26 protein-coding genes are annotated in these 26,733 nt (G+C 70.3%); 12 read left to right on the forward strand and 14 right to left on the reverse strand.

The window, feature by feature from the left end:
• Positions 1-37: 37 nt before the first annotated feature.
• The gene (gene cimA / locus AB0K35_RS20955; RefSeq protein WP_238671039.1) at positions 38-1,621 is read right to left on the reverse strand and encodes a citramalate synthase; all 1,584 of its coding nucleotides are present in this window, start codon (positions 1,619-1,621) and stop codon (positions 38-40) included.
• Between the two features lie 315 nt (positions 1,622-1,936).
• Here cimA and AB0K35_RS20960 point away from each other — a divergent pair, with 315 nt between their 5' ends.
• The 4 genes from AB0K35_RS20960 to AB0K35_RS20975 all read left to right on the forward strand — a co-directional run bounded on the left by AB0K35_RS20960 (position 1,937) and on the right by AB0K35_RS20975 (position 4,182).
• The gene (locus tag AB0K35_RS20960) at positions 1,937-2,131 is read left to right on the forward strand and encodes a hypothetical protein (RefSeq protein ID WP_238671037.1); all 195 of its coding nucleotides are present in this window, start codon (positions 1,937-1,939) and stop codon (positions 2,129-2,131) included.
• Positions 2,132-2,133: 2 nt separating this feature from the next.
• Positions 2,134-2,664, forward strand: a complete 531-nt coding sequence (locus AB0K35_RS20965) for a carboxymuconolactone decarboxylase family protein (protein WP_363886962.1) — start codon at positions 2,134-2,136, stop codon at positions 2,662-2,664.
• Between the two features lie 233 nt (positions 2,665-2,897).
• Entirely contained in the window at positions 2,898-3,356 is a 459-nt protein-coding gene (locus AB0K35_RS20970) for a PRC-barrel domain containing protein (RefSeq protein WP_238671035.1), read from the forward strand.
• A 55-nt stretch (positions 3,357-3,411) separates the two neighbouring features.
• Positions 3,412-4,182 (forward strand): tyrosine-protein phosphatase, encoded by a 771-nt coding sequence (locus tag AB0K35_RS20975; protein ID WP_238671033.1) that lies wholly within the window; start codon positions 3,412-3,414, stop codon positions 4,180-4,182.
• Between the two features lie 52 nt (positions 4,183-4,234).
• Here AB0K35_RS20975 and AB0K35_RS20980 read toward each other — a convergent pair whose 3' ends face one another.
• Together AB0K35_RS20980 and AB0K35_RS20985 are read right to left on the reverse strand one after the other, a co-directional pair.
• Positions 4,235-5,332, reverse strand: coding sequence for a branched-chain amino acid aminotransferase (locus AB0K35_RS20980; RefSeq protein ID WP_238671032.1), 1,098 nt, complete (start codon positions 5,330-5,332; stop codon positions 4,235-4,237).
• Between the two features lie 154 nt (positions 5,333-5,486).
• Complete coding sequence (locus AB0K35_RS20985; protein ID WP_363886967.1) at positions 5,487-6,518, reverse strand: 3-isopropylmalate dehydrogenase; 1,032 nt, start codon at positions 6,516-6,518, stop codon at positions 5,487-5,489.
• Between the two features lie 226 nt (positions 6,519-6,744).
• Here AB0K35_RS20985 and AB0K35_RS20990 point away from each other — a divergent pair, with 226 nt between their 5' ends.
• Positions 6,745-7,587 (forward strand): FAD:protein FMN transferase, encoded by an 843-nt coding sequence (locus tag AB0K35_RS20990; protein WP_238671029.1) that lies wholly within the window; start codon positions 6,745-6,747, stop codon positions 7,585-7,587.
• A gap of 297 nt (positions 7,588-7,884) precedes the next feature.
• Positions 7,885-8,241 (forward strand): hypothetical protein, encoded by a 357-nt coding sequence (locus AB0K35_RS20995; RefSeq protein ID WP_238671028.1) that lies wholly within the window; start codon positions 7,885-7,887, stop codon positions 8,239-8,241.
• Positions 8,242-8,316: 75 nt separating this feature from the next.
• On the opposite strand, the gene serA is transcribed toward AB0K35_RS20995, so the two are convergent.
• The 5 genes from serA to AB0K35_RS21020 form a co-directional block, all read right to left on the reverse strand.
• Positions 8,317-9,915, reverse strand: a complete 1,599-nt coding sequence (gene serA / locus AB0K35_RS21000; protein WP_238671026.1) for a phosphoglycerate dehydrogenase — start codon at positions 9,913-9,915, stop codon at positions 8,317-8,319.
• Positions 9,916-10,307: 392 nt separating this feature from the next.
• Complete coding sequence (gene ilvC, locus AB0K35_RS21005; protein WP_112625850.1) at positions 10,308-11,321, reverse strand: ketol-acid reductoisomerase; 1,014 nt, start codon at positions 11,319-11,321, stop codon at positions 10,308-10,310.
• A gap of 95 nt (positions 11,322-11,416) precedes the next feature.
• On the reverse strand, positions 11,417-11,932 hold the full coding sequence (gene ilvN / locus AB0K35_RS21010) for an acetolactate synthase small subunit (RefSeq protein WP_088946549.1): 516 nt from the start codon (positions 11,930-11,932) through the stop codon (positions 11,417-11,419).
• Positions 11,932-13,812 (reverse strand): acetolactate synthase large subunit, encoded by a 1,881-nt coding sequence (locus AB0K35_RS21015; protein ID WP_363886972.1) that lies wholly within the window; start codon positions 13,810-13,812, stop codon positions 11,932-11,934. Before AB0K35_RS21015 ends, ilvN begins: the two co-directional genes overlap by 1 nt.
• Before the next feature lie 237 nt (positions 13,813-14,049).
• Positions 14,050-16,374 (reverse strand): bifunctional diguanylate cyclase/phosphodiesterase, encoded by a 2,325-nt coding sequence (locus AB0K35_RS21020; protein WP_363886975.1) that lies wholly within the window; start codon positions 16,372-16,374, stop codon positions 14,050-14,052.
• Positions 16,375-16,485: 111 nt separating this feature from the next.
• Here AB0K35_RS21020 and ilvD point away from each other — a divergent pair, with 111 nt between their 5' ends.
• Both ilvD and AB0K35_RS21030 read left to right on the forward strand, forming a co-directional pair.
• Positions 16,486-18,333, forward strand: coding sequence for a dihydroxy-acid dehydratase (gene ilvD / locus AB0K35_RS21025; RefSeq protein ID WP_363886978.1), 1,848 nt, complete (start codon positions 16,486-16,488; stop codon positions 18,331-18,333).
• 143 nt (positions 18,334-18,476) lie between these two features.
• Entirely contained in the window at positions 18,477-19,355 is an 879-nt protein-coding gene (locus tag AB0K35_RS21030) for a hypothetical protein (protein WP_363886980.1), read from the forward strand.
• On the opposite strand, the gene AB0K35_RS21035 is transcribed toward AB0K35_RS21030, so the two are convergent.
• The 3 genes from AB0K35_RS21035 to AB0K35_RS21045 are packed head-to-tail and all read right to left on the reverse strand — an operon-like array spanning position 19,356 to position 22,008.
• Entirely contained in the window at positions 19,356-21,470 is a 2,115-nt protein-coding gene (locus tag AB0K35_RS21035) for a hypothetical protein (RefSeq protein WP_363886983.1), read from the reverse strand. It lies immediately after the preceding gene.
• Positions 21,467-21,718, reverse strand: coding sequence for a hypothetical protein (locus AB0K35_RS21040; RefSeq protein ID WP_204943698.1), 252 nt, complete (start codon positions 21,716-21,718; stop codon positions 21,467-21,469). Before AB0K35_RS21040 ends, AB0K35_RS21035 begins: the two co-directional genes overlap by 4 nt.
• Positions 21,715-22,008 carry a DivIVA domain-containing protein gene (locus AB0K35_RS21045; protein WP_238671019.1) on the reverse strand — a complete coding sequence of 98 codons (294 nt, stop codon included), beginning with the start codon at positions 22,006-22,008 and terminating at the stop codon, positions 21,715-21,717. The genes AB0K35_RS21040 and AB0K35_RS21045 overlap by 4 nt, the downstream gene beginning before the upstream one ends.
• Positions 22,009-22,215: 207 nt before the next feature.
• Between AB0K35_RS21045 and AB0K35_RS21050 the strand changes: the two genes are divergently transcribed.
• The 3 genes from AB0K35_RS21050 to AB0K35_RS21060 all read left to right on the forward strand — a co-directional run bounded on the left by AB0K35_RS21050 (position 22,216) and on the right by AB0K35_RS21060 (position 23,718).
• Positions 22,216-23,100, forward strand: a complete 885-nt coding sequence (locus AB0K35_RS21050) for a helix-turn-helix transcriptional regulator (RefSeq protein WP_363886986.1) — start codon at positions 22,216-22,218, stop codon at positions 23,098-23,100.
• Positions 23,093-23,287 (forward strand): DUF397 domain-containing protein, encoded by a 195-nt coding sequence (locus AB0K35_RS21055; RefSeq protein WP_363886989.1) that lies wholly within the window; start codon positions 23,093-23,095, stop codon positions 23,285-23,287. Before AB0K35_RS21050 ends, AB0K35_RS21055 begins: the two co-directional genes overlap by 8 nt.
• A gap of 89 nt (positions 23,288-23,376) precedes the next feature.
• On the forward strand, positions 23,377-23,718 hold the full coding sequence (locus tag AB0K35_RS21060) for a hypothetical protein (protein ID WP_238671017.1): 342 nt from the start codon (positions 23,377-23,379) through the stop codon (positions 23,716-23,718).
• A gap of 84 nt (positions 23,719-23,802) precedes the next feature.
• Here the strand turns inward: AB0K35_RS21060 and AB0K35_RS21065 are convergent, their stop codons facing one another.
• Both AB0K35_RS21065 and AB0K35_RS21070 read right to left on the reverse strand, forming a co-directional pair.
• On the reverse strand, positions 23,803-25,089 hold the full coding sequence (locus tag AB0K35_RS21065; RefSeq protein ID WP_363886992.1) for a hypothetical protein: 1,287 nt from the start codon (positions 25,087-25,089) through the stop codon (positions 23,803-23,805).
• A gap of 154 nt (positions 25,090-25,243) precedes the next feature.
• Positions 25,244-25,408: a hypothetical protein gene (locus AB0K35_RS21070; protein WP_238671015.1), complete on the reverse strand. Its 165-nt coding sequence runs from the start codon at positions 25,406-25,408 to the stop codon at positions 25,244-25,246.
• 3 nt (positions 25,409-25,411) lie between these two features.
• Here AB0K35_RS21070 and AB0K35_RS21075 point away from each other — a divergent pair, with 3 nt between their 5' ends.
• Entirely contained in the window at positions 25,412-25,882 is a 471-nt protein-coding gene (locus tag AB0K35_RS21075) for an RloB family protein (RefSeq protein WP_238671014.1), read from the forward strand.
• Positions 25,883-25,897: 15 nt separating this feature from the next.
• Here the strand turns inward: AB0K35_RS21075 and AB0K35_RS21080 are convergent, their stop codons facing one another.
• Positions 25,898-26,725 carry a DUF3152 domain-containing protein gene (locus AB0K35_RS21080; protein ID WP_363886994.1) on the reverse strand — a complete coding sequence of 276 codons (828 nt, stop codon included), beginning with the start codon at positions 26,723-26,725 and terminating at the stop codon, positions 25,898-25,900.
• Positions 26,726-26,733 lie beyond the last annotated feature (8 nt).

Raw genomic sequence — 26,733 nt, forward strand, 5'->3', positions numbered from 1 at the left:
GTGGGGGTGGGGGTGGGGGTGGGGGTGGGGGTTGGGGTTAGACGGGGGTGGGGGCCAGGCCGTAGGTGAGGGCGTCCACCAGGGCGTGCCAACTGGCCTCGACCACGTTGGGGTGGACGCCGACAGTGGTCCAGTCCCGGCCGTTGTCGTCGGAGGTCTCCAGCAGGACCCGGGTGACCGCGCCGGTGCCGTGGCTGCCCTCCAGGATGCGCACCTTGTAGTCGGCCAACTCGAAGTCGCGCAGCTGCGGATAGTGCCGCGCCAGCCCCACCCGCAGCGCCTCGTCGAGGGCGTTGACCGGGCCGTTGCCCTCGGCGGTGGCGATCACCCGCTCACCGCGAACCCGGATCTTGACGGTCGCCTCGGAGACCACAGCGCCGTCCTCGCGGTGCTCGACCAACACCCGGTACGACTCCAGGGTGAACGGTCGGGCCGGGCTGCCCTCCGGCAGCTCGGAGCGGACCAGCAACTCGAAGGACGCATCGGCAGCCTCGAAGGACCAGCCATCCGCCTCCAGTTCCTTGACCCGCTTGGTGACCCGGGTCAGGGCGTCCGGGCTGGCGGCCAGGTCCAGGCCGAGCTCACGACTCTTGAGCTCGACGCTGGCCCGACCGGCCATCTCGGTGATTAGGATCCGCATGTCGTTGCCTACCACCGACGGGTCCACGTGGTTGTAGAGCAACGGGTCGACCTTGATCGCGCTCGCATGCAACCCCGCCTTGTGGGCGAAGGCAGCGGCCCCGGCGTACGCCTGGTGGGTGTCGGGGGCGATGTTGGCGATCTCGGCGATGGCGTGCGAGACCCGCACCATCTGCGCCAGGCAGCCCTCCGGTAGGACGGGCATGCCGAGCTTGAGTTGGAGGTTGGCGACGACCGCGAAGATGTCGGCGTTGCCCGGGCGTTCGCCGTACCCGTTGGCGGTGCCCTGCACGTGGCGGACGCCCGCCTCCACGGCGGCGATCGTGTTGGCCACCGCGCAGGCGGTGTCGTTCTGGGCGTGCATACCGAGCAGCCCGGCGTCGATCCCCAGCCTGTTCGTCAGGTCGTTGATCACGGCGCTCACCTGGGACGGCAGCATGCCGCCGTTGGTGTCGCAGAGCACCATCCGCTCGGCGCCGGCGGCGAGCGCGGTCTGCACCACGGCAGCGCCGTACGCGGGGTCGTGCCGGTAGCCGTCGAAGAAGTGTTCGCCGTCGACGAAGACCCGTCGCCCCTCGCGGACGAGGTGGTTGACGGTGTCGTGGATCATCGCGAGGTTTTCCGCGCCGGTGGTACGCAGCGCGCGCTCGACGTGCCGGGTGTCGGCCTTGGCGACCAGGGCCACGGCCGGGGTCTGCGCGTCCAGCAGGGCGCGCACCTGGGGGTCGTCCGCTACCGCGACGCCGGCCTTGCGGGTGGCGCCGAACGCGACGAGTACGGCGTGCCGCAGGTCCAGCTCGGTGCGGGCGCGACGGAAGAACTCGGTGTCCTTGGGCACCGCGCCCGGCCAGCCGCCCTCGATGAAGCCGACGCCGAACTCGTCGAGCAGCCGGGCCACTGCCAGCTTGTCGACCACCGAGTAGGTGAGCCCCTCGCGCTGAGCGCCGTCGCGCAACGTGGTGTCGAAGACCTGGAACGTCATCAGGATCCTTTCTCGGAGCAACAAAAAGACCTCCCGCGGATGCGGGAGGTCTGCGCGCTCGGCAGAGGGGAGAGCCGGCGCGCTAGGTCGCAATAATCAGGGCGGTGCTGGTCACGATGGCCACTCTGCCACCTCTCCCCCAAATTTGGGAGGAACAATCCACATCGCGGGATGGTGACGGAGGGTTCGGTCGCCTCGAACCGCTGCTCGTGATCGGCTTCACAAGCCACCAGGCCACTCATCGGTGAAAACAGCCATGCGGAAGCATCTGAACGGATCCGATGATGGCCACCGTGCCGTCTGCAAGGAGGACCTGTGCTCACCGTCAGTGACCGCTTACGTGAGCACGGACTCGCCGCCTGCGTATCGCTGGGCGCCAACAACGCGTCCGAGACGATCGACCACACGTCCCACGAGGGCACGTGGTGTGTGGTCTTCGTCGGGCCGATGGATTTCACCTCCATCAGCCCGGCGGAGATCGCCGACGAGACCCCCGCCTCCGAAGTCTGACCATGGGCCTGGACGCGATCAGGGCAGCCCTGCCGGAGTACGCCAGGGACATCAAGCTCAACCTCGGCTCCACCGTCGGTTCCGCTGCGTTGACCCCGACGCAGACCTGGGGCACAGCGCTGGCCTGCGCGGTGACCGCTCGCAACCCGCTGGTGTTGCGGGAGATCGCAGCAGAGGCGCTCGGGCACCTCGGGCCGGAGGGGGTCGAGGCGGCCAAGGGCGCTGCGGCGATCATGGCGATGAACAACATCTACTACCGGGCCAAGCACCTGATCGGCGACGAGCAGTACGCCTCGATGCCGGCCCGACTGCGTATGCAGATCATCGCGAGGCCGGGGGTGGACAAGGGCGACTTCGAGCTCTGGTGCTTCGCCGTGTCGGCCATCGCCGGCTGCGGGGTGTGCCTGGAGTTGCACGACAAGAAGCTGCGCGGCAGTGGCTACACCCGGGAGCAGCTGCACGAGGCCCTGCGGATCTCCGCAGTGGTGCACGCCGCGGCGGTCACCCTGGACGCCGAGGCCGCACTGGCCTGAACGCGTACGCCCCCACGGGCAGACGCCGCACCTCGCGGCCTCGACCCCTCCCGTACCGCGCAGCGGCCCGTCGCCGTAGCGCGGCCTGTCGCCGTAGCGCGGCCTGTCGCCGTAGCGCGGCCTGTCGCCGTAGCGCGGCCTGTCGCCGTTTCCGGCCCCCGACGGCCGGGTAGCTCCTGCGGGGAAGCACCCACCTACGCCGAGACGATCGGCGACAGTCAGGAGTGAACGGCATGGACAGGATCGATCCGCACGCCACCCACGCCGGGCCGGACCCGCTGCGCGGCGGCGACCAGGGCACGGTGCCCGGCGGCGCGCCGGCCGGCACGTTCGACCCCTGGCGCTACCGGGACCAGGCCGGCGTGGCCGACGTCGACCTGGTCGGCTACAAGGTCGAGGCCACCGACGGTGGAATCGGCAAGATCGACAGCGCCAGTCACGAGGTCGGCGGCAGCTACCTGGTGGTGGACACCGGGCCGTGGATCTTCGGCAAGAAGGTGATGTTGCCGGCCGGCACCGTCAACCAGGTCGACCACGACGAGCGCGTCGTCTCCGTCGACCGGACCCGGGACCAGATCAAGGCCGCCCCGGAGTACGACGAGACCAGCCACAGCGACCCGAGCTACCGGGATCAGCTGGGTGGCTACTACGACGAGACGTACGGCGCGCTCCCGCCCGGCACCGCACGGTGAGCGATCGACCCGACGGCCGGTGGGGCACTGCCCCACCGGCCGTTACCGTGTGAACGTGGACGCCACCGGGAACAACCCCCAGCTCTCGCTCCCCGCCACCTTCAACTTCCGCGACGTCGGTGGCTACCTCGGCCACGACGACCGGTCGGTACGCCGAGGTCGGCTCTACCGCTCCGACTCACTGCACCGCCTCACCGAGCAGGACCGGGACGCGTTCGCCGCGATCGGGATCCGCACCGTCATCGACCTGCGCCGCCCCACCGAGGTGGAGCGCGACGGCCGGGTGCCGGAGTACCAGGGGCTGACCTACCGGCACATCCACCCGGAGCACGCCGACTGGGCGGGTACGCCGCACGAGGAGGGCGCCGACCTGGCCCGGTACCTCGCGGACCGGTACGCCGACCTGGCCCAGACCGGCACCGCCGGGCTGGCCGAGGCGGTCGGACTGATCGCCGACTCCGCCAATGCCCCGGTCGTGGTGCACTGCGTCGCCGGCAAGGACCGCACCGGCATCGTGTGCGCGCTGACCCTCGCCCTTCTCGGCGTCGACGACGCGGACATCACAGCGGACTACGCGTTGAGCAGTGCGGCGTCAGCCCGGTACAGCGCCTGGTTGGCTTCGGTCACCCCGGGCGGCGTGGACGTGCCGGCGCCGTTCCTGAGCTCACCCGCGGAGGCGATGCAGATCTTCCTGGACGAGCTGCGCGCGGGGCACGGTTCGGTCGAGGCGTACCTGCGCCACGCCGGGGTGACCGACGAGCAGCTCGCCGCGCTCCGCGACCACCTGCTCGACGCGCCCACCGAGGCGCGGCCCACCGACGCGTAGGGCCGACTGCGCCGGCCCGTCCCGGGTGGACGGGCCGGCGCAGCGACGAAGATCAGAAGACCCGCTGCACCCAGCCGTGCGGGTCGGCCGCCTTGCCCCGCTGGATGTCGACCAGCTGCTGACGCAGCGCCATCGTGACCTGACCGGGCTCGCCACCACCGATAAGGAACTCGCCGTCCGGGAAGCGGACCCCACCGATCGGGGTGACCACCGCGGCGGTGCCGCAGGCGAACACCTCCTTCAGGCGTCCGCTGGCGGCGTCGGCCTGCCAGTCGGCGAAGCTGACCGGCCGCTCCTCGACCCGGTGCCCGGCAGCGCCGGCCAACGTGAGGACGGCGTCGCGGGTGATGCCCGGCAGGATCGTGCCGGTCAACGGTGGGGTGACCACAGTGCCGTCGTCGTAGACGAAGAAGACGTTCATGCCGCCCAGTTCGTCGACGAACCGGCGCTCCACCGCGTCCAGGAAGACGACCTGGTCACAGCCGGCCTCGATGGCCTCCGCCTGCGCCGCTAGCGACGCGGCGTAGTTGCCACCGCACTTTGCCGCGCCGGTGCCACCGGGCGCGGCCCGGGTGTAGTCCGGGGACACCCAGACGGTGACCGGCTTGACGCCACCGGTGAAGTACGCCCCGACCGGTGAGGCGATCACCATGTAGAGGTACTCGTTGGCCGGGCGGACGCCGAGGAAGACCTCGCTGGCGAACATGAACGGCCGCAGGTAGAGGCTGCCGTCCTCGCCGGTGGGGATCCACTCCCGGTCGATCTCGATGAGCTTGTGCAGCGAGTCGACGAACACCTCCGGCGGCAGCACCGGCATCGCCATCCGCTGCGCGGAGGTGGCGAAGCGGGCCGCGTTGGCGTCCGGCCGGAACATCGTCACGCCGCCGTCGGCGGTGCGGTACGCCTTGAGCCCCTCGAAGATCTCCTGCGCGTAGTGCAGCACCGCGCTGGCCGGGTCCATCGGGATCGGGGCACGGGCTTCCACCCGGGCGTCGTACCAACCCTTGCCGTCGGCGTAGCGGACGGTGACCATGTGGTCGGTGAAGACCCGGCCGAACCCCGGGTTGGTCAGCAGTGCTGCCCGGTCGGCGGCGGATACCGGCGCGAGATTCGGACGGATCTCGAAGTCGAGCTTGTCACCACCGCTCATCGCGCTGACCTCCCTGCGGAACAACGGCATGCGGGACCGCACACCGACATGGCTGTGCCAGAAACTTACCCCGAACGGTCGTTAAGCGGGTAGCGCCGGTCGGGCTGCCCGTGGCAGACCGGCCCCGGGGCCGGTCGTCACTCGGGCCGGGTGATCAGGCTACGGCGTGGGCGGCGAGCCGGTCGCCGACCTCTTCGGTACGCAGCGTTACGCCCGGAACCCGGCTGGCCAGCTCGGCGGCGACCGCATCGTTGACCCGAGCGGCCGACTCGCTGTGCCCGAGCTGCTCCAGCAGCAACGCGGCGGAGAGCACCGCGGCGACCGGGTCGGCGATGCCCTGCCCGGCGATGTCCGGCGCGGAGCCGTGCACCGGCTCGAACATCGAGGGGTACGCCCCCTCGGGGTTGATGCAGCCGCTGGCGGCCAGCCCGATGCCGCCGGTGACGGCCGCGGCGATGTCGGTGAGGATGTCGCCGAAGAGGTTGTCGGTGACCACCACGTCGTAGCGCTGCGGCTGGGTGACCAGGAACATGGCCGCCGCGTCGACGTGCTGGTACTCGGTTTCGATGTCCGGGTGCTCGGCGGCGACCGCGTCGAACGTGCGCGCCCAGAGCGACCCGGCGTGGGTGAGCACGTTGGTCTTGTGCACGAGGGTGACCTTGCGCCGCTCCCGGCGGCCGGCGCGGGCGAACGCGTCGCGGATCACCCGCTCCACGCCGTGCCGGGTGTTCAGGCTCTCCTCGGTGGCGACCTCGGCCGGGGTGTCCCGGTGCAGGGAACCACCGGCACCGGCGTAGAGCCCCTCGGTGCCCTCGCGCACCACCACGAGGTCGACCTCGCCCGGCTTCACATTGCCCAGCGGGCCGGCGACCCCGGGCCAGAGCCGGGACGGGCGCAGGTTGACGTACTGGTCGAAGGCGAAACGGAGCTTGAGCAGCAGCCCTCGCTCCAGCACACCCGGCGGGACCGTCGGGTCACCGACAGCGCCGAGCAGGATCGCGTCGTGCCCGGCCAGCTCGGTCAGCACCGAGTCGGGCAGCACCTCTCCGGTACGGTGCCAGCGGGCGGCGCCGAGGTCGTACTCGGTGGCCTGCACGTCGGGCAGCACCGCGTCGAGGACCTTGCGGGCCTGCGCGACCACCTCGGGCCCGATGCCGTCTCCGGCCACCACCGCGATCCGCGCCACGACCGCACTCCTCTGCTCAACGGGTCCGTTCGGGCAACGGTACGTCGCCGTCCCGCCTCCCGGTACGTGACGTCCAAATTGTGGGATTTGCAATGCACAGCACCCTCTCAGCTGGGACTCATGAGGCGGTCATGTCCGCTGCCTAGGGTGGTGGTCGGTGGGTCACGGGGCCCTACTGATCGCCGGGTCGTGACGACTCGGCACCGAGCGCGAGGGGGCAGATGCGATGCGCATCGACGAGCAGCCGCGGACCCGCTGGCCGGACCCGTCGGCGTTCCGCAACCGTCGGCCCGACCTCCGACTCGGCAGCCGTCGGCACCGGATCGACCCCACCGCCGCCACCGAGGGCCGGATCGCGGTGCAGCACACCGTACGTACCGCGACCGCCGAGTACACACTGCTGCTCAACGCCCCCGAGTGGCTCGGCCGCCGGGGCGTGGGCGAGGCGCTGCGGGACAGCGTCGCCGAGCTGCGCGCCATCGACATCACCTACGGCCCCAACCGACCGGAGAGCCTGGTCTCCCGGCTACGTCGGGGGGAGATCAGCCCGGAGTCGTACCCGCCGCTCGCCGATCTGGTCGACCGCTGCGCCGCGATGCGCGCGGCCACCGACGGGTGGTTCGACGCCTGGGCGGTGCCCGGCGGCTTCGACCCGGGCGGCCTGCTCGGCGGTTGGGCCGTGGAACGCGCCGCGGAGCGGCTGCGCGCCGCCGGCATCCACGACTATGCGGTACTCGCCGGCGCCGACCTCGTCGTCAGGGGCCGCGCGCCACACGGCGGACCCTGGCGGGTCGCGGTACACCACCCGACAGCACCCGAGCGCGCGCCGCTGGTGCTGGAGATGACCGCCGGCGCGATCGGCACCTCCGGGGTGACCGGGCGGCAGGGGCACGTGGTGGACCCGCACACCGGCGAGCCGGCCGATCACCTCGTCGCCGCCACAGTGGTCGGCCCCGACCTGACGATCGCCGACGCCTACGCCACGGCGCTCTACGCCGCCGGCCCTACCGGCCTGGCGTGGTTCCGGGGCAACTCCGACTATCGCGCGCTCTTCGCGCACCGTCGCTGAGCCGGTCGGCCCCCACGGTCTCGGCAACGACAGTGGGGGCCGGTCAGCGACGAGTGCGCGTGGCTCGCACAACCGAGGGGTGCGGACCGGTCGGGCCGGACGTCGACCGCGCCACCCGAAGACGGGCCGGCGCCTCGAACTCGGCCAGTGACCGCAGTGCGTACGCTAGCGAATCGACGCAACTCGACGCAAGAGTCTCCACACCGGACCGTCGTGGCCGGAGACTGCGGCGATCGGTGGTTGACCGGCGGCGAGGCAGTTTCGACATGCTGAACGGCGGATGGCACGCTATCCGCCGTGAGTTTCGATCTGAGCGTGTGGGCCCTGGAGGACGGGGCGACGCCCGAGGACGTGCGGACAGCGGTCAACGGTTGCCGGCAGGGGCGGCACGTGGACCGCTACCCCGATCCCCGGGTGGTCAGCTTCTACCGGGCGATCACCGCCTCCTATCCGGACCGTCACCCCGGCCCGAACAGCCCGTGGGCGGTGGCGCCGCTGCACGCGGCCCACGACCACGTCGAGCTGAACCTGCACCCGACCTGCGCGGACCAGGTGCTACTGGACATCGAGCGGCTGGCCGGCGAGCACGGGCTGATGCTCTTCGACCCGCAGGACGGCTCGGTCTACCCGCCGCCGGCGCGGCTGCACGGCTGACCTGACCGGCGGCACGGACGGGAAATGACGAGGGGCCCGGCGAATCGCCAGGCCCCCCACGGTGTTTGTCGTCTACTACTCGTCGCGCAGGTCGGCGGCGCTGGCCGCCGTGGCGCCGATCGACTCGGCGGCCGAGGTGAGCAGGTCGGCGCCGAGCGCCTGGTCGACGGTGAGCGTCATCAGCGTCTCACCGCCCGCCTCCCGACGAGCCACCTGCATGGCGGCGATGTTGATGCCCGACTCGCCGAGCAGGGTACCGACAGTGCCGACCACACCGGGCCGGTCGGCGTAGCGCAGGAAGAGCAGGATGCCCTCCGCGCCGATCTCCACGTCGAAGCCGTCCACCTCGGTCAGCTTCAGCACGTCCCGAGCGCCGGAGTGGGTGACAGTGCCGGAGACACTGACCGTCCGGCCGTCCGGCAACGCGCCGCGCACAGTGACCAGGGTCGGCTGCTCGGCAGTCTCGGCCAGAGTGGCCAGGGCGACCTCGACGCCACGCTCGGCGGCCAGGTGCGGGGCGTTGACGTAGGTGACCTGCTCCTCGACCACGGAGCTGAACAGGCCCTTGGTGGCGGCGAGCTTGAGCACCGACACGTCGTGGCTGACGATCCCACCGCGAACCTCGACAGTGACGCTGGCGGCGACCCCACCGGCGACAGCGGTGAACGCCCGACCCAGCTTCTCCGCCAGCGGCAGCAGCGGCCGAACGTCCTCGGCGACCACACCGCCGGCCTGCACGTTCACCGCATCCGGGACGAACTCGCCCTGCAACGCCAGCTTGACGCTCTTCGCCACGGCCAGGCCGGCCTTGTCCTGCGCCTCGTGGGTGGAGGCGCCCAGGTGCGGGGTCGCCACCACGTTGTCGAAGGCGAACAGCGGCGACGAGGTGCACGGCTCCTTGCTGTACACGTCGACACCGGCGCCGGCGACCCGGCCCTCGGCGATCGCGTCCGCGAGCGCCTGCTCGTCGACCAGCCCACCACGGGCGGCGTTGATGATGCGGACACCGGGCTTGACGAGCGCCAGCTCCTTCTCACCGATCAGACCCACCGTCTCCGGCGTCTTCGGCAGGTGGATGGAGATGAAGTCGCTCTCCCGCAGCAGCTCCTCCAGGCCGACAAGGCGGACGCCGAGCTGCGCCGCACGGGCCGGCTGGATGTACGGGTCGTACGCGATCAGCCGGGTGCCGAACGCGGCGATGCGCTGTGCGAAGAGCACCCCGATCCGACCGAGCCCGACCACGCCGACGGTCTTGCCCTGCACCTCGACGCCGGTGTACTTCGACCGCTTCCACTCCCCCGCCTTGAGCGCGGAACTGGCGCTCGCGGTGTTGCGGGCGACGGCCAGCAGCAGCGCGACGGCCTGCTCGGCTGCGGAGACGATGTTGGAGGTGGGCGCGTTGACGACCATGACGCCCCGCGCGGTGGCGGCCGGCACCTCGACGTTGTCCAGTCCGATGCCCGCCCGGGCGACCACCTTCAGTCGCGGCGCGGCGGCAATCGCCTCGGCGTCGATCTGGGTCGCGCTGCGCACGATGACGGCGTTGGCCTCGGAGAGCGCCGAGAGCAGGGCCGGACGGTCGGTGCCGTCGACGTGACGGACGTCGAAGTCGTGGGCGAGCACCTCGATGGCGGCGGGGGCGAGTTCTTCGGCGATCAGTACGACAGGATTCATCGGTCCTCGTAGAGGTCGTGTTTGCGATCGGCCCGGGCGGCCGGGCGCCGCACTGCGCCCTGCGCTGATCCGTGCCGTGGCCGTCAGGTGCCGGCTGCTGCACCTACAGGCGATCGTAGGGGCCGCGCTGGTCGGCGTGTTCCGGTCTTCGGGGTGAGTGCCCTCACACGCCCGGTCGGGCGACGGACATCGGTCGTTCACCGCACCGACACTGTTGCTCCGGCCGCGCCGAGCACCCGGCGGCGTCGGTCACCCGGTCACTGCGGGAGAGTCGTGGCGCACGAGCACTGCCGCCCGACGTATCGACGGGCGGCAGCATGCCGGGCAGCCCCGGGGCGGCGCTGGGGAGAGCGCCGGCCCGAGGGCTGTCGGTGGATCGTCGTTCGGACGGGTCAGGCGGTCTCGGTGATCGGACGGTCGACCCAGCTCATCATGCCGCGCAGCTTCTTGCCGGTCTCCTCGATCGGGTGCGCCGCACCCTCGGCCTGCCACTTGGTGAAGTTGGGCCGGCCGGCCTCGTCCTCGGCGACCCACTCGCGGGCGAACTCGCCGGACTGGATCTCACCCAGGATCTTGCGCATCTCGTCCTTGACCCGGGAGTCGATGATGCGCGAGCCACGGGAGAGGTCGCCGTACTCGGCGGTGTCGGAGATGCTGTAGCGCATCTTCGCGATGCCGCCCTCGTACATGAGGTCGACGATCAGCTTCAGCTCGTGCAGGCACTCGAAGTAGGCGACCTCCGGGGCGTAGCCCGCCTCGGTGAGCACCTCGAACCCGGTCTGCACCAGCGCCGAGGCGCCGCCGCAGAGCACCGCCTGCTCGCCGAAGAGGTCGGTCTCGGTCTCCTCGGTGAAGGTGGTCTTGATCGCGCCGGCCCGGGTGCCGCCGATCCCCTTGGCGTACGCGAGAGCGAGCGCGAGAGCGTTGCCGCTGGCGTCCTGCTCGACGGCGACGAGACAGGGCACGCCCTTGCCGTCGCTGTACTGGCGGCGGACCAGGTGGCCGGGGCCCTTGGGCGCGACCATCGCCACGTCCACCTCGGCCGGCGGCTTGATCAGGCCGTACCGGATGTTGAAGCCGTGGCCGAAGAAGATCGCCTTGCCCGGGGCGAGGTGCGGGGCGATCGACTCCGCGTAGATCCCGCGCTGGGCGGTGTCCGGTGCGAGCACCATGATCACATCGGCCTCGGCGGCGGCCTGTGCGGGCGTGACCACCCGCAGGCCCTGCTCCTCAGCCTTGGGACGGCTCTTCGAGCCCTCCGGCAGACCGATCACCACGTCGACGCCGGAGTCGCGCAGCGACAGCGCGTGGGCGTGGCCCTGGCTGCCGTAACCGATAACCGCGACCTTCTTGGCCTGGATCAGGCCGAGGTCGGCATCGTCGTCGTAGTACACCTCAACGCTCATGAGAACTTCCCTTTCGTACGACGGCCGGGGCGGCCCGTCGTGGTCTGTGCGGATGAATTCGCCGGACGGCCGGCCGAGGGCCGACCAGCGGCGGGTCAGGCGGCCCGTAGCGCGGGACCGGCGGTGATCGAACGCGAACCGCGCCCGATGGCCACCAGCCCGGACTGCACCATTTCCTTGATGCCGAAGGCCTCGAGGTCGCGTAGCAGCGCGTCGAGCTTGTCAGGAGTGCCGGTGGCCTCGATGGTCAGCGTGTCCGGTGCGACGTCGACCACCCGGGCGCGGAACAGGTTGACGGTCTCCAGCACCTGTGACCGCGCGGACCGGTCGGCGCGAACCTTCACCAGCAGCAACTCCCGGGCGACCGAGACCTGGGGGTCCAGCTCAACGATCTTGAGCACGTTGACAAGCTTGTTCAGCTGCTTGGTGACCTGCTCCAGCGGGGACGACTCCGCGTTGACCACGATGGTGATCCGGGAGACGTCCGGGTTCTCGGTCTCGCCGACGGCGAGGCTGTCGATGTTGAACCCGCGCCGGGAGAACAGGCCGGAGACCCGGGCGAGCACGCCCGGCTTATTCTCCACAAGCACGGACAGCGTGTGCATCGTCATTAAATGTCATCCTCGTCGAAGGCCGGGCGGACGCCACGGGCGAACATGATCTCGTCGTTGCTGGTGCCGGCGGCGACCATCGGCCAGACCATCGCGTCCTTGCCGACCACGAAGTCGATCACCACGGGCGCGTCGTTGATCTCCATGGCGGCGGCGATGGTCTTGTCCACGTCATCCGCGCTCTCGCAGCGCAGCCCGATGCAGCCCAGGGCCTCGGCGAGCTTGACGAAGTCGGGGATGCGGTGCTTGTGGGTGCCGAGTTCGGTGTTGGAGTAACGCTCGTTGTAGAAGAGCGTCTGCCACTGCCGGACCATGCCGAGATTGCCGTTGTTGATGACGGCGATCTTGACCGGGATGCCCTCCAACGCGCAGGTGGCCAACTCCTGGTTGGTCATCTGGAAGCAGCCGTCCCCGTCCACCGCCCAGACCACAGAGTCCGGCTTGCCGACCTTGGCGCCCATCGCCGCGGGCACCGCGTAGCCCATGGTGCCGAGGCCGCCGGAATTCAACCAGGTGTACGGCTTCTCGTAGGAGATGAACTGCGACGCCCACATCTGGTGCTGGCCCACCCCGGCCACGAAGATCGCGTCCGGGCCGACGATCTCGCCCAGCCGCTTGATCACGTACTGCGGGGACAGGGTCCCGTCGACCGGCTCGTCGTAGCCCAGCGGGTAACGGGTGCGCAGGTCGTTCAGCTGCGTCCACCAGTCACCGAGGTCGGCGGTGCGCCCCGCCGCCCGCTCGGCGGTCACCGCGGCGATCAGCTCGTCGATGACGTGCTTGGCGTCGCCGACGATCGGGACGTCCACGTGCCGGTTCTTGCCGATCTCGGCGGGGTCGATGTCCGCGTGCACCACTGCCGCGTCCGGGGCGAACGAATCCAGTTTGCCGGTGACCCGGTCGTCGAAGCGTGCGCCCAGCGCGACGATCAGATCCGCCTTCTGCAGACCGTAGACAGCGGCGACAGTGCCGTGCATGCCGGGCATCCCCAGGTGCTGCTGATGCGAGTCGGGGAACGCCCCGAGCGCCATCAGCGTGGTGACGACCGGGATGCCGGTCAGCTCGGCCAGCCGGCGCAGCCCGTCGGTGGCACCGGCCTTGAGCACCCCGCCGCCGACGTAGAGAACCGGCCGTCGGGCCGCGGCCATCAGCCGCGCCGCCTCCCGGATCTGCTTGCCGTGCGGGTGCAGGGTGGGCCGGTAGCCGGGCAGGTCCAGGGTGGGCGGCCAGGAGAAGGTGGTCGGCGCCTGGAGCACGTCCTTGGGGATGTCGACCAGCACCGGGCCGGGTCGCCCGCTGCTGGCCAGGTGGAACGCCTCAGCCAGCACCCGGGGGATCTCCTCGGCGTTCTGCACGAGGAAGTTGTGCTTGGTGATCGGCAGGGTGATGCCCTGGATGTCCGCTTCCTGGAAGCCGTCGGTGCCGATCAACGGGCTGGCCACCTGCCCGGTGATCGCCACCATCGCCACCGAGTCCATGTACGCGTCGGCGATCGGGGTGACCAGGTTCGTCGCGCCCGGGCCGGAGGTGGCGATGCAGACGCCGACCTTGCCGGTGGCCTGCGCGTAGCCGGTCGCCGCGTGCCCCGCGCCCTGCTCGTGCCGGACCAGGATGTGCCGGACCGTCGAGTCGTAGAGCGGGTCGTACGCCGGCAGGATCGCGCCGCCCGGAATGCCGAAGACGACGTCGACCTCGAGCGCCTCAAGGGACCGCACGAGCGAGCCGGCCCCGGAGATCGGGGTCGCGGCGGCGGGCCGTACCGCCGGGGCGGCCGGGGTGGCCGTGCGTGTGGCGGCCTGGTCGACGTCGAGGGTCGGGTCGGCGGCCGCGCGGGCCCGGCGGGCGGTGTGGGCGAGGGTCTCGGGCGTGGGTCTCGTCATGGCGGTTCTGGCCTTCGGCTGGAGTGGCTGGTGGCTAGTCAAGCGATGCGACGCGGGCGGGGCCCGCCTCGCCAGGTTCCGATGGCAATAAAAACGGCCCTCGTGCAGATGCACGGGGCCAGCGCACTCTCGGTGAGGGAGAGTGCGCTCAGGTAAGTACTCGCAGCGACCGGTACGACGACATGCGGCTAAGCCTGACGCATCTCACGCGATGAGTCAACTGATCCCACATGTTGGTTAACGGGGGTCGGCGCGTCGGCCTGCGACGCGCCATCGCCAGGCGGGGGTGAGCTGCTCGGACCCACCCGCAGCACGCCGTGGCGCGGGCACCGGAGCGGGACGCGCGCCTGGTGACGTGGCCGCCTCCAGCATCGCCTCCAGGTGCTCGGCCGGCACTCCCCAACCGAAGAGCGCGCCCTGGCCGAAGCGGCAACCGGCCGCCACCACCGCGGCCAACTCGGTCGGGGTGGTCACCCCCTCGGCGATCACCTCCAGCCCCAACTGGTGACCCAGGCGCATCACGATGTCGACCATCGGGGCGAACGCCGGGCCGTCCTGGCCGACCGGGCGGACCGGCTCGTGCTCGGCGACCAGACTGTGGTCGATCTTGAGGATGTCGATCGGCAACCGGCGCAGCTGCCCCAGCGACGAGTAGCCGGCCCCGAAGTCGTCCAGCGCGATCCGGACACCTGTCAACCGCAGCGCGGTGAGCCGTCGGATCAGCTCGTCCAGGTCGGTGGCGACAGCGTGCTCGGTGACCTCCAGCACCAGCCGCTGCGGCGGCACGTGGTGGGCGCGCAGCGCCTCGGCGACCTGGACCACGTACTCCGGGGCGTGCAGCTCGCGCGGGGAGACGTTCACCGACACCCAGACGTCGTGCCCGTCCGCCAGCCACCGGGAGAGCTGGTAACAGGCCTGGTGCAGCACCCAGGCGCCGAGCGGGGCGATCATGCCGCACTCCTCGGCGAGCGGGATGAACTCGTCCGGACGCACGTTGCCCAGCTCGGGATGGTGCCAGCGGAGCAGCGCCTCGGCGCCGACCGGCCGCACCGACGGCAGCGACGCCACCGGCTGGAACGCCAACCGCAGCTCGTCGCGGTCGATCGCCCCGCGTAGCTCGTGCTCGACAGTCGTACGACGGCGCAGCAGTTTGTCGTACGCGGCGTCGTACCGCTCGATCCGGTTCTTGCCACGCTGCTTGGCGTAGCGCAACGCCAGGTCGGCGTGGCGCAGCAGCAACTCCACGTCGGGCTCGTCGGCCCAGTCGGCCACCCCGATGCTCACCGACAGGAAGACCGGCCCCTCCGGCTGGTCGTAGGGTCGGTTGAGCACCCCGAGGAGCCGTTCGGCGACGCGGTCCGCCTCGACCGGCCGGCCCTGCATGAGTACGGCGAACTCGTCGCCACCCAGCCGGGCGGCCACGTCGCCGGGGCGCAGGTTGCCGCGCAGCCGCCGGCCCACCTCGGCCAGCACGGCGTCGCCCACGTCGTGGCCCCGCATGTCGTTGACGTTCTTGAAGCCGTCCAGGTCCAGACCGAGCAGCACACACGGGTTGTGGTCGGCGGCGTTGCGGTGCAGCGCCCGGAGCAGCCCGCGCCGGTTGGCCAACGACGTCAGCGGATCGGTGTGCGCCAGCTCCCGGAAGTGCGCCTCCCGCTCGACCAGCCGGCTCGCGTAACCCCTGACGTCGCGAAGGGTGAGGTACTGCCGTGCCACCAGGGCGAAGCCCTCCACGCTGCCGGCCACGATGCCTGGCGCTGTGAACCGGCCGTCCTGGGCGAGGTGGTACATGGCCGAGGCGGCCATCGCCAACATCGGGGCGATCGCGTACTCGCCGTCGCTACCGACCAGGTCCAGGTCGATCTGCCCCGGCCGGTCGGCCCGGTACACAGCGAGCGCGATGGTCAGCAGACCGGCGGCGAGCACCGCCGCACCGGTCAACGCCATGGTCGGTCCGGCCTGGCAGAGCCCGGCGCTGAGCCCCAGCCCGCCGCAGGTCACCGCGCTGATGCCGGCGCCCAGCGCGGCGAGCCGTCGACGTGGCGCGGCGGCCCGGAAGACGACGATCACGACGAGCCCGGCACCGAGCGCCGCACTCACAGTGGCCACCAGGATCGCCGGGCAGGCCATCGGGGTGGCGGCACCGAGCAACCGGGTGGGCTCGGAGAAGAGCACCCAACCGACGAACCACAGCGCCGCCGCCATGACCAACCCGTCCAGGGCGAGTCGAGCAGTTCCGGCCGCTGTGGCGGCCACCCCCGGCAGCCGGAGCAGACCAGCGGCGAAGGCCAGCCCGCTCACCGCCGTGCCGATCGCCACCACTGTCGCCCAACCGGTGCGCTGCCCCTGCTCGTGGGCCCAGTGGTCGTTCGCGCTGAGCGCGGCGACGACCCCGGCCAGGAGGCTGAGCACTGCCACACCGGCGGCCGCCGCGAGCAGCACGTGTGCCGGCCGACGCGGCACCGTCCGCCGCCGGGCGACGAGGGTCAGCAGCACGGTGGCCACCGCGGCGACGAGCCCGCTGAGCGCCGCGACAGCGACCATGCCCGGTGGAAGATGCACGCCTCCAAGAGTGCCGGATGGGCGCACGTCATGGGGGGCTGAGTGTGCATCTGTTGGGACACGGCAGATACCCGGGTGGGTCCGCGCGCCGACGGTGTCATGCTGGTATGCATGCCTGAGCTGCGGTCGAGGACCTCCACACACGGTCGGACGATGGCCGGCGCCCGGGCCCTCTGGCGGGCCACCGGGATGACCGACGACGATTTCGGCAAGCCGATCGTCGCCATCGCCAACAGTTTCACCCAGTTCGTGCCTGGTCACGTACACCTCAAGGACATGGGTGGCCTGGTCGCCGACGCGGTCGCCGAGGCCGGCGGGGTGGGCCGGGAGTTCAACACCATCGCTGTCGACGACGGCATCGCGATGGGCCACGGCGGCATGCTCTACTCGCTGCCCAGCCGTGAGCTGATCGCCGACGCTGTCGAATACATGGTCAACGCGCACTGCGCGGACGCCCTGGTCTGCATCTCCAACTGCGACAAGATCACCCCCGGGATGCTGCTGGCCGCGTTGCGGCTCAACATCCCGACCGTCTTCGTCTCCGGCGGCCCGATGGAGGCCGGCAAGACGATGGCGATCGAGGGCGTCGTGCACAGCAAGATCGACCTGATCGACGCGATGATCGCCTCCTCGAACGAGGCGGTCACCGACGAGCAGCTCGGTGAGATCGAACGTTCCGCCTGCCCGACGTGCGGCTCCTGCTCCGGCATGTTCACCGCCAACTCGATGAACTGCCTCACCGAGGCGATCGGGCTCGCGCTGCCCGGCAACGGTTCGACGCTGGCCACCCACGCCGCCCGCCGGTCGCTCTTCGTCGAGGCAGGCCGGACCATCGTGGAAATCTCCAAGCGGTGGTACGACGGCGACGACGACTCGGTGCTGCCGCGTAATGTCTCCTCCAAGGCCGCCTTCGAGAACGCTGTCGCCCTGGACGTGGCGATGGGCGGCTCCACAAACACCGTGCTGCACCTGCTCGCCGCCGCCCGCGAGGCGGAGATGGACTTCGGCGTCACCGACATCGACGCGATCTCCCGGCGGGTGCCGTGCCTGGCAAAGGTCGCGCCGAACTCGCCGAACTACCACATGGAAGACGTGCACCGGGCCGGCGGCATCCCGGCGATCCTCGGCGAACTGGACCGGGCCGGGCAGCTCAACCGGAACGTGCACGCCGTGCACTCCCCCTCTCTCGCGCAGTGGCTGACCGACTGGGACGTGCGCGGAGGCTCCCCCACCCCGACGGCTGTCGAGCTGTTCCACGCCGCCCCCGGCGGGGTGCGCACAGTCGAGCCGTTCTCCACCACCAACCGGTGGTCGTCGCTGGACACCGACGCGGCCGGCGGCTGCATCCGGGACCGCGAGCACGCCTACTCCGCCGACGGTGGGCTGGCCATCCTGCACGGCAACCTGGCACCCGAGGGCAGCGTGGTGAAGACCGCCGGCGTGCCCGACGACTGCCTGACCTTCCGTGGCCCGGCAAAGGTCTACGAGTCGCAGGACGACGCGGTGACAGCGATCCTCGCCAAGCAGGTGGTCGCCGGGGACGTCGTGGTGATCCGGTACGAGGGGCCCAAGGGCGGCCCCGGCATGCAGGAGATGCTCTACCCCACCTCGTTCCTCAAGGGCCGCGGGCTGGGCCGCTCCTGTGCGCTGCTCACCGACGGCCGGTTCTCCGGCGGCACCTCCGGGCTCTCCATCGGGCACGTCTCCCCCGAGGCGGCCTCCGGCGGGCTGATCGCCCTGGTCCGCGACGGCGACGAGGTCGTCATCGACATCCCGAGCCGGTCGATCGAGCTGAACGTGCCCGCCGAGGAGCTGGAGGCTCGCCGGGTGGCCGAGGAGAAGCGCGACAAGCCGTACACCCCGACCGATCGGCAGCGGCCGGTGTCCGCGGCGCTACGCGCGTACGCCTCGATGGCCACCTCGGCCAGCGACGGCGCCTACCGCCGCGTCCCGGAGTAACCACCCGGCCCTGCCCCGCACCGGCGACGTCCGCGATGTCGGGGTGTCCTGTCGACCCGGATACCCCGACATCAACGATCGCGTCTCGATCAGGCGCGCATCGATGGAAACGCGGTGCCCACGAATCGACAACGTGGGCTAGCGTGTCGTCGGTCTACTGGGGATCGCCCCAGATTCATACGGGGGAAGGCGTGTACGTGTCATCTTGGAAGAAGTCCGCTCTGGTGGCGGTCTCGGCGCTCGCTGCGTTCGCTGTCTCCGCCTGCGGCGTGACGTCCGGCGCGTCCGAGGCGCCGAAGCAGCCCAGCGTCCTGGAACTGCTGGCCAGTGATCTCAAGGGGTCGCTGCTGAAGGCGGCCGAGACCACCGACAAGACCGACTCGGTGACCGTGACGATGACGGGCACGATGGGCGGCGAGAAGATCTCGATGCAGGGCGTCCTGGACCTGGGTGATCCGCTCAAGGCCGAGATGAAGATGACCAACAAAAAGGGCGTCACCACCCTTCGGATGATCGGCGCCGTGATCTTCACCGAGATGCCAGCCGAAGCCCGCACCGCCACCGGCGGGAAGCGCTGGATGAAGATGGACCTGACCGGTCTGAGTGGGATGACAGGCACGGATTTCAGCAAGCAGTTCGAGGACGCCGACCCGGTCAAGCAGGTCAAGACGTTGCTCGCCCTGGAGGGCACGACGGTGGTGGGGCAGGAGACGGTGAACGGGGTGCCGACTGTCCACTACACGGTCACCACTCCAGTGGCGACCTATCTCGCGCAGATCGACGCCGCGCGCCGTGACGCCACCGAGCAGACGCTGACCAGCCAGGGCGTCAAGGAGTTGAAGATCGACCTGTGGGTCGACGAGCAGTACCGCCCGCGTCGGGCCGGCCTGGTGATGGGCACGATGGGCGACATGGTGATCGACTACACCGACTACGGCAAGGCAGTGGCCATTGAGCCGCCGCCGCCGTCGGAGACCGCCGATTTCGCCGAGATGCTGAAGGGCCTGACCGCCGACAGCTGATCAGGACAGCAAGGCTGCCCGGCCGGCGCGAAGACGCGCCCGCCGGGCAGCGCCGTGTCCGCCCGCTCGTCGCGCTTGGCTGACAGCCGACTCCGGGTCAGCCGAGGTCGCGCAGGTCGAGGGCCTCGGCGAGGAGGCGTACGCCGTCGTCGTCGTGCAGGTGCACGGTGCAGCCGGCGCGGGTGAAGCGAACGGTGACCACATGCCCGGCGTGCTGGGCCGCCAGGCGTAGCAGTTCCGGCTCGGGATCGGCGACGTGACGCGACCCGGATCAGGGCAGCGGGATGGGCGCCGTCGGGTCGGTTCGGGCGGCCCGGCGACGGCGTCGGTCAGGCACTCGACGCACCAGGAGAGCGCGGCGGCCAGACTCGGCCGGTAGGGGAAGTCGTCCGGGCGGACAGGTGCGTGAAGCGGCTTCACCTCGACCGACCAGCGCAATCCGTCGGCCAGCAGTGGGTCTGCGGCGTTGCGCCGCAGGTCGCACACGGCCACCACGAGGGCCAGGTCGAGGCCGAGGGCGAGCCGCAGCAACTCGGCCAGCGGCGGCGCGTCGGGAGGCGTCGCCACGACGATCAGCCGGCCAGCCGGCACACCCCTCGCCGCGCTACGCACGTACTCCCCGACCGGGTCGGCCCCGACCCAGGGCACTGTGACGTAACCGTCGCGGAGGTCTTTGCTGATCTGCTGCCCGCCATCGGCGTCGGCCAGGTCGTCGGGCCGCGCGCCTAGCACGGCGGCCCAGGAGCCGAGCCGGTAACGGTCCGGAAGCCGGACGACGGGCTTGCCGCCCGGTTGGGTGGCGACCAGCGGAGCGACTTCGGGCGTACCGGCCTGCCAGGCCAGGTGCACCACCCGGTGCCGCAGGTCGGTGATCGTGACCACCACCGTCCGGTGCAGACGGTGGGTGTCGCCGCAGGTGAAGCAGTGCAGCGCGGACGGGCGCAGGCCGGCGCCGCAGCAGTGCGGGCAGTCGGGGTCGGCCGCGCTACCGCCGAGCCGGCAGTCGCAGGCACGTAGCCGGCTGTGCGGTCGGCAGTCCGGGCAGGGCCGCCAGTCGACCGGTCCACCCAGCCAGGGCGGGTCAGGTGGCTCGTAGCCGCGGCTCACCGGCACCCGCACACGGCGGACGACCTGGCCGGTGGGCTGTTCCGCGAGGGCCTCCACCGGCTCGCCGGCGCGCAGCGTCGTGTGCCACCAACGGCCGTCGCGCCACAGGGCCTGCGCGCCGGGCAACTCGTCGCCGTGGGCCGGGTCGACGCAGTCGGCGAGGACACGTCGTTCGAGTTGGTCGACGTCCACGGCCGGGGCGGCGGGTGGGCGCGGCGAGTCGGGGCGCAGCAGCCGGGCGGGAGCGGCCAGGCCACGCTCGGCAAGGCCGCTGAGCGCCTCGGCCACGTCGGTGCAGGCCAACACCTCCGGCAGGTCCCGGCACCAGCCGGGCGACCCGAGTAGCACCGGGGAGCCGGGCACCTCGTACCGGATGGCCCAGCAAAACCCCGCGCCCTGCCGACGGGCCTCGACGACCAGGTCGAGCAGCAGCAGGTCGGCCAGCGCGCACAGCCGGGCCAGCCGTGCGGTCGGGTCGACGCTCGTCGGGGCGGTGGATCGGCCCAGCACCAGCCGCCAGGGAGCGTGATCGGCGCGCAGAATGGCGTGGGCCTCCAGCTCGTACCGAAGCGCTGCGGGCAGGTCGGGCCGCCACTGCCGGTCCAGCCACAGCGAAGGCGCGTCGGCCTCGTCCGGGACCGCGCCGACGGTGGCGGCGAGTTCGCGTACCCGGAAAGAAAGGTCGACCACCCAGTGGCCCGCCGGGTCGCGGTGGGGGTCGAGGCCGCCGGGCACGACCTGGAGGGAGGCGACAGCGCCGGTGTCCAGGTTCGCGACGGTGACCACGAGCTGCGTCCGCCGCCGGCCGCGCCGGCCGCAGCGATAACAGGGGTACGCGACGCTGCCCGCGCCGCGACACTGCTCGCACCTCCGGTACGCCTCCCGGCGCGGCCCGAGCACGTCGGCGTCGGCGAGGAACCGGTCGCCGTAGGTGGTGCACCGGCACGGTTCCAACGTGAAGGTCATCCCGTCGCAGTCCGGGCAGACGACGACGGGCACGGCGGTCACCGACACCGCCGGGCCGCGCAGTCGCCGTCGTGCTCGACGCGTCGCACGCACCGCCGACCGCCGTCGAGCGGTAGGTCGCAGAACACCCGATGGCGTACGCCCTGCGCGTCCTCGGCGGACACCGTGGTCTCACCGGCGTCCACTTCGGTGAGGAAGGTCAGGGAGCGGGCCAGGGTGCCGGCGAAGTGCTGGGCGGCCGGCAGGTCGGCGGCGGTGAACGGCAGGTGCGCCACCCAACGGGCGCTCACCGGCGGGCCGCCAGATCCTCGCGGGCCCGCCGTGACTGCCAGCACTTCAGCGCATCCTTGATCCGCTCGGTCTCCCGCCGGCTGCTGCCCAACGCCGCGTACACCTCGGCCAGATCGTGGGCGACGCGGTCGAGGAACTCGGCGACCTCTGCGGCGTCCACGCCACGCCGGCCGCGTCTGGTGAAGGTGCGCTCACGGACCTGCCAGGGCTTCAGGGGTACGTAGTTGGCCGCCCGATAGGGCGCCGGCCGGGGTGGCTCGGCCCGGAGATGACGGAGAAACGCGCGCACGAAGCAGCACCACCCTTCCTCATATTTGATCGACGATCACCGGCGCGGTAATTGCGCGTCCATCGCTGATGTCGGACCAATCTTGTAAGGTCGGAAGCACCATCGCAATGAATGTCGACTCACACTGTTCCGCTATTTTTGGGCAACATTCCCCTGTTGCAGAACGGCTGTTGGGATGTTGCAAAACTCAACAGGAAGGAGAGCCGGGTGGCCGATGACATGGGCTCGACGGTGCCCCGACGCCAGCTCGGCAGGGCGCTACGTGACCTGCGCACCGAGGCGGGGGCGACCCTCGACGCGGTCGCCGAGGCGCTGGAGTGCAGCCGCCAGAAGGTGTGGCGAATCGAGAGCGGGCTCGGCTCGGTGCGCGGCGTCGACGTTCGCGCGATGTGCGAGCTGTACGGGGCGACGGGCGAGCTGACCCGGGCGCTGATCTCTCTAGCCGGCGAGACGAAAGCGAAGGGCTGGTGGCACGCGTACGGCGATGCCGTCCCGGAATGGTTCGAGCTGTACGTGGGCCTCGAATCCGCAGCCTCAAAGCTCCGCTTCTACAAGAACAGTCTCGTGCCCGGCATCTTGCAGAGCCGCGACTACGCCCGAGGCATCTACCGCATCGATCAGCCCGACATGAGCGAGGACGACCGGGAGCGCGCGGTCGAGCTTCGACTGCAACGGCAGTCACTGCTGACCCGTCGCCTGCCACGGGCTCCTCAGGTGCAGGTGGTGCTCTGCGAGTCGGTGATCCTCCGGCCGGTGGGTGGCCCCGAGACCATGGCGGATCAACTCCACAACCTGCTACGGCTGACCCGCCTACCGAACATCTCGATTCGCGTGTTACCCCTGATCGCAGGGCCTCACCACGGGACCGTTGCGGGTGAGTTCGTGCTCCTTGATTTTCCGCTCGGCAACCGAAGCACGCCTGAGCCGCCGTTGGTCTACAGCGAGGCGATCACTGGCGCTCTCTACCTCGAGCGTCCCAACGAGTTCGCGACCTATGAGAAGGTCTGGTCGAGCCTGCTGTCACTCGCCCTCGATGAGGGACAATCGTTCCAACTGATCAACAAGATCATCGGGGAGGTTCACCATGGTTGACCTGACGGGCGCTTCCTGGCGCAAGAGCACCCGCAGCGCGGGCAACGGCGGTGAGTGCGTCGAGGTTGCCGACAACCTGCCCGGCATCGTCGCCGTACGCGACAGCAAAGACCCGCACGGCCCAGCCCTCACCTTCTCCCCCACCGCCTGGGCAAGCTTCGTGCGCTCGACCCACTTCTCCCGCTGAGGCTTTTCGGTGGGTGTCTCGGAGTCTCCTGGGACACCCACCCGCCGCGGGGGCTGCGCTCGACGACCGAGTTCGGTTAACGTGCGGCAGTGACCATCGGCAATGTCAAGGTGACGATCCGGAAGGGCGATCAAGCACTCGACAACGCTCGGATGAGCATCGAGAAGGCCAACGCCAAGCTCGCCGACGCGACCGCTTTGGCAATCGCAGCCCTGCACGACAGCGAACGCGGCGAGGCGAGGCGAAGCAGTCCCGGAAGGCCCTCCGTGAGGCTGCCGACTGCCATGTCGGTGCAGGCGTTCCTCTATGTCGTCGCGGTCATCCTGCTCGTGCTCGCCTCGTTGCCGGTCCCCACTCGGGGAATCTCGCTCGCCCTGCTCGGAGCGGCGTGCGCCCTGCTGGCCTATGCCTGGCCGCTCATTACCGGTTAGGTCAACCAATAGAAACGATCAAGCCCGCAACCCGTGGAGACGCCGGTTGCGGCCTTGACTTGTGCGCGATGGCCAGGGCCTGCCTCAGACCCCCCGATCGAGCACCTGGCCGAGGAAGCTCTGTGCATCGTAGGACCTCGGGCCGAGGGCATGTGCGTACGCCTGGAGGCTCACCAACTTAGTACCCCGGGTGGCCTCTCGTACCTTGCGGAACAGCGGCTCCAGCAGGCCACGGAAGTATGCGGTCGCCAGGTCCTGGCTGGTGATCAGTCCACGGTCGATCAGAAACTCGACTCCCGACCGTTGGCTGGCGTACTGCGCGTCGTTGCGGACGACGTCCTCCGACTCCGCCAGCAGTAGCCGGGTGAAGTACTCGGTGGCTCCCTCATTGAAGTCCCAGCCCATGACGGCCCGGAACGTGCGATGGGAAAGCTTGTGCATGGCCTCGTGGTACTCGGTGCCGGTGCCGAGATGGTCGATGCGTACGTAGATGTGATCGTCGAGCCGCACTCCGGGACTTGTCAATCCCTGTTGGAAGAGTTCGGGGTCGTTCTGGCGTGTCTGCTCGATCTCGCCCTCGTCGGCCGGCATCCGGCGAAGCACGAATACCGCCCCCATCTGAGTCGGTGTCGGATAGTGGAGTTGCGTGTCGGTGAGCCAGTCGGAGGCAGGGACGTAGGGCCTGACGATCGTGGCGGTGGTGGCGAAGCGGGCCCTGACTGTGGCGGCCGGCAAGCGGGTCGCCCTGCCCTCTTCCTGAGCCGCGACCACATGCGAGTCGTCGACGCCTTCGACGTCGTCGGGGGAGACGGAGACGAGCACGTCGTCGATGGGCAGCAGGATGGAGAAGGGCGCGAGTTGATCCTGCCAGGTCTCGCCGTCGACGACGATCTGCTTGGTGTACCGGCCCGCCGGGACAGTGACCACGTCAGGCGCAGCTGTCACGGTGGTGCCGTTGATCTCCGTCTTCAACACGATCTCGGCGAGTTCCGCGTAGTGCTTACGCTTCCCGGCCCAGAACGTTTTGAGAAGTTGCTGCCGCGACTGTTCCGCAAGGAGTTCGATTTCCAGTTCGGTTACCCGGTAGGCACCGTCCCGCAGGAACTCGCGGGCGGCCCACACCCGTACCTCACCGGGTGCCAGCGCGAGCACAAGTGCCTGACCGTCAGGGGCCGTCTCCCACACCGCATCGTCGACACCGGTGCTGCTCATGATGACTGGCATCAGGTAGTCGATCTGTTCGGTTAGTCGTGCGCCGACCTGGTCGGTGTCGCCCGCCGCATAGGTCGGGATCTCGTCGTACTTCTTCAGCGGCGCGCCGTTCAACGCGAATGGTTGAGGGTGGGCGGTCCAACCCTTTTCGAAGGGCACGGGGTCTCCGTTTCACTGGGGTCGCTGAGGTCGACGGGAATTGTTTCCGCAGCTCTGTCCCAAGACGCTACGCGTCACCCGCTGGCCCGTCCGTGTTCTGTAAGCAATAAGGCAGGCGCTCGTCGATTCCGCCCGCACGACGCAGCTGACGGACTCAGTGTGGGGGACGGCCGGGGGCGTCGGGCAGCCAGGAGTCGAGGGCGCTCGGATCGGCGACGGCTTCGCGCACCTGATCGCGCTCCGCCGGGGCGAGGGCGAGCGCCCGGAGCCGGTTTCCCCACTCGGGCACCCGCTCCGGCTCATCCAGCGCGGCCGACACCCCGTGACCAAAAGCGCCGCCAGCAGCAGTCTCAAGCAGGAGGCGTGGGTGCGTCCTCGGGTGGTCGTAGTGGCAGAACGCGGCTCGCCGGTCAACGTGGTACGAGGTGCGGCGCGGCGCCGCCAGCGCGACGACTTCGACGAAGCGTGGGCCGTCTGCGACGTCGATGACTTCGCCACCGAGCCGGCGTCCCGCGAAGCTGTAGACGCCGATGTCAATCTGGCCTGGTCCAATCCCTGCTTCGAGGTGTGGCTCCTGCTCCACTACGGCAACTGCACCCGTTTTGTGGACAACGCCAAGCGAGCCCGCGACCTGCTGCGGGAGCACGACCCCGCTTGGGACAAGACCAGGCTTGACTTCGGCAACTTCCGCGACCGGGTTGAGGACGCCTGTCAGCGGGCTGATCGACTCGACCCGCCCCCGGATGGCAATCCGCCTACCTCCGTCGGGCACATAATTGCTGCGCTTCGTTGAGACAGAGAAGCCAAGTCAGGATGGCGCCCACGGTCCGCTGACGAACTGTCCGTTGCCGACGAACGGGCTGACGTTCGGCACGCACCCGCTCAGGCCCATCGTCTGCGTCATCATGACCGGGGCCGGCTTGCCGCGACCGCCGCACTTCATGTGGGCGAAGCCGAGGAAGTGACCGAACTCGTGATTGATCACGCCGGCGTGGTACTCGTCGATGCTGACCGGGTATCCCGGTGAGCCCTGGAGCCACCGCCGCAGGTTGATCATGATTGTCTTGCCGTACTTGCAGGAGTAGACGCCCTCGGTGTCGACGCCGCTCGCGCCGCAGAGCCTGTCCACCGTCCTCGGCGTCGCGAGCCGCACGTCGACGTCGACGGTGGAGGTGCCGACCCGCTGGAAGGACCACGACGCCCGGGTCAGGTTCACCGCCGCGTTGGTGACCGGGTGCTGTGCCGACGTGGCCCACCCGTTCGGGGCCGCCAACACCTGCTCGATGCTCGCGGCGAACCGGTCCGGTTTCCAGGCGGGGATGTCACCCCATTTGATGCCCTTCTCCACCGAGACGCTGTAGCGCACCCGCTTCTTACCCTTGCCGATCACGCGACCGTTGCCGCTGGCGGTGGTGAAGGTGCCGGCGGCCCTGGTGGGGATCTGCGCGTCGGTCGGGATCTCCGGAGTCGGGCTGGAGGTCGGCGTATCGCTGCGGCTCGGAGCTGAGCTCTGCGCAATCGGGCCGGAGCGTGGGACTTCGGCCTGCCCGGACGCCGGTGTGGACAGGCCACAGGCGGCGGTCGTCAGCACCGCTGCCAACGAGATCGGCACGAGCAACTGTCGGCTGATCCGCACGTCGAAAC

Source organism: Micromonospora sp. NPDC053740 (assembly GCF_040677775.1).
GTDB lineage: Bacteria > Actinomycetota > Actinomycetes > Mycobacteriales > Micromonosporaceae > Micromonospora > Micromonospora alfalfae.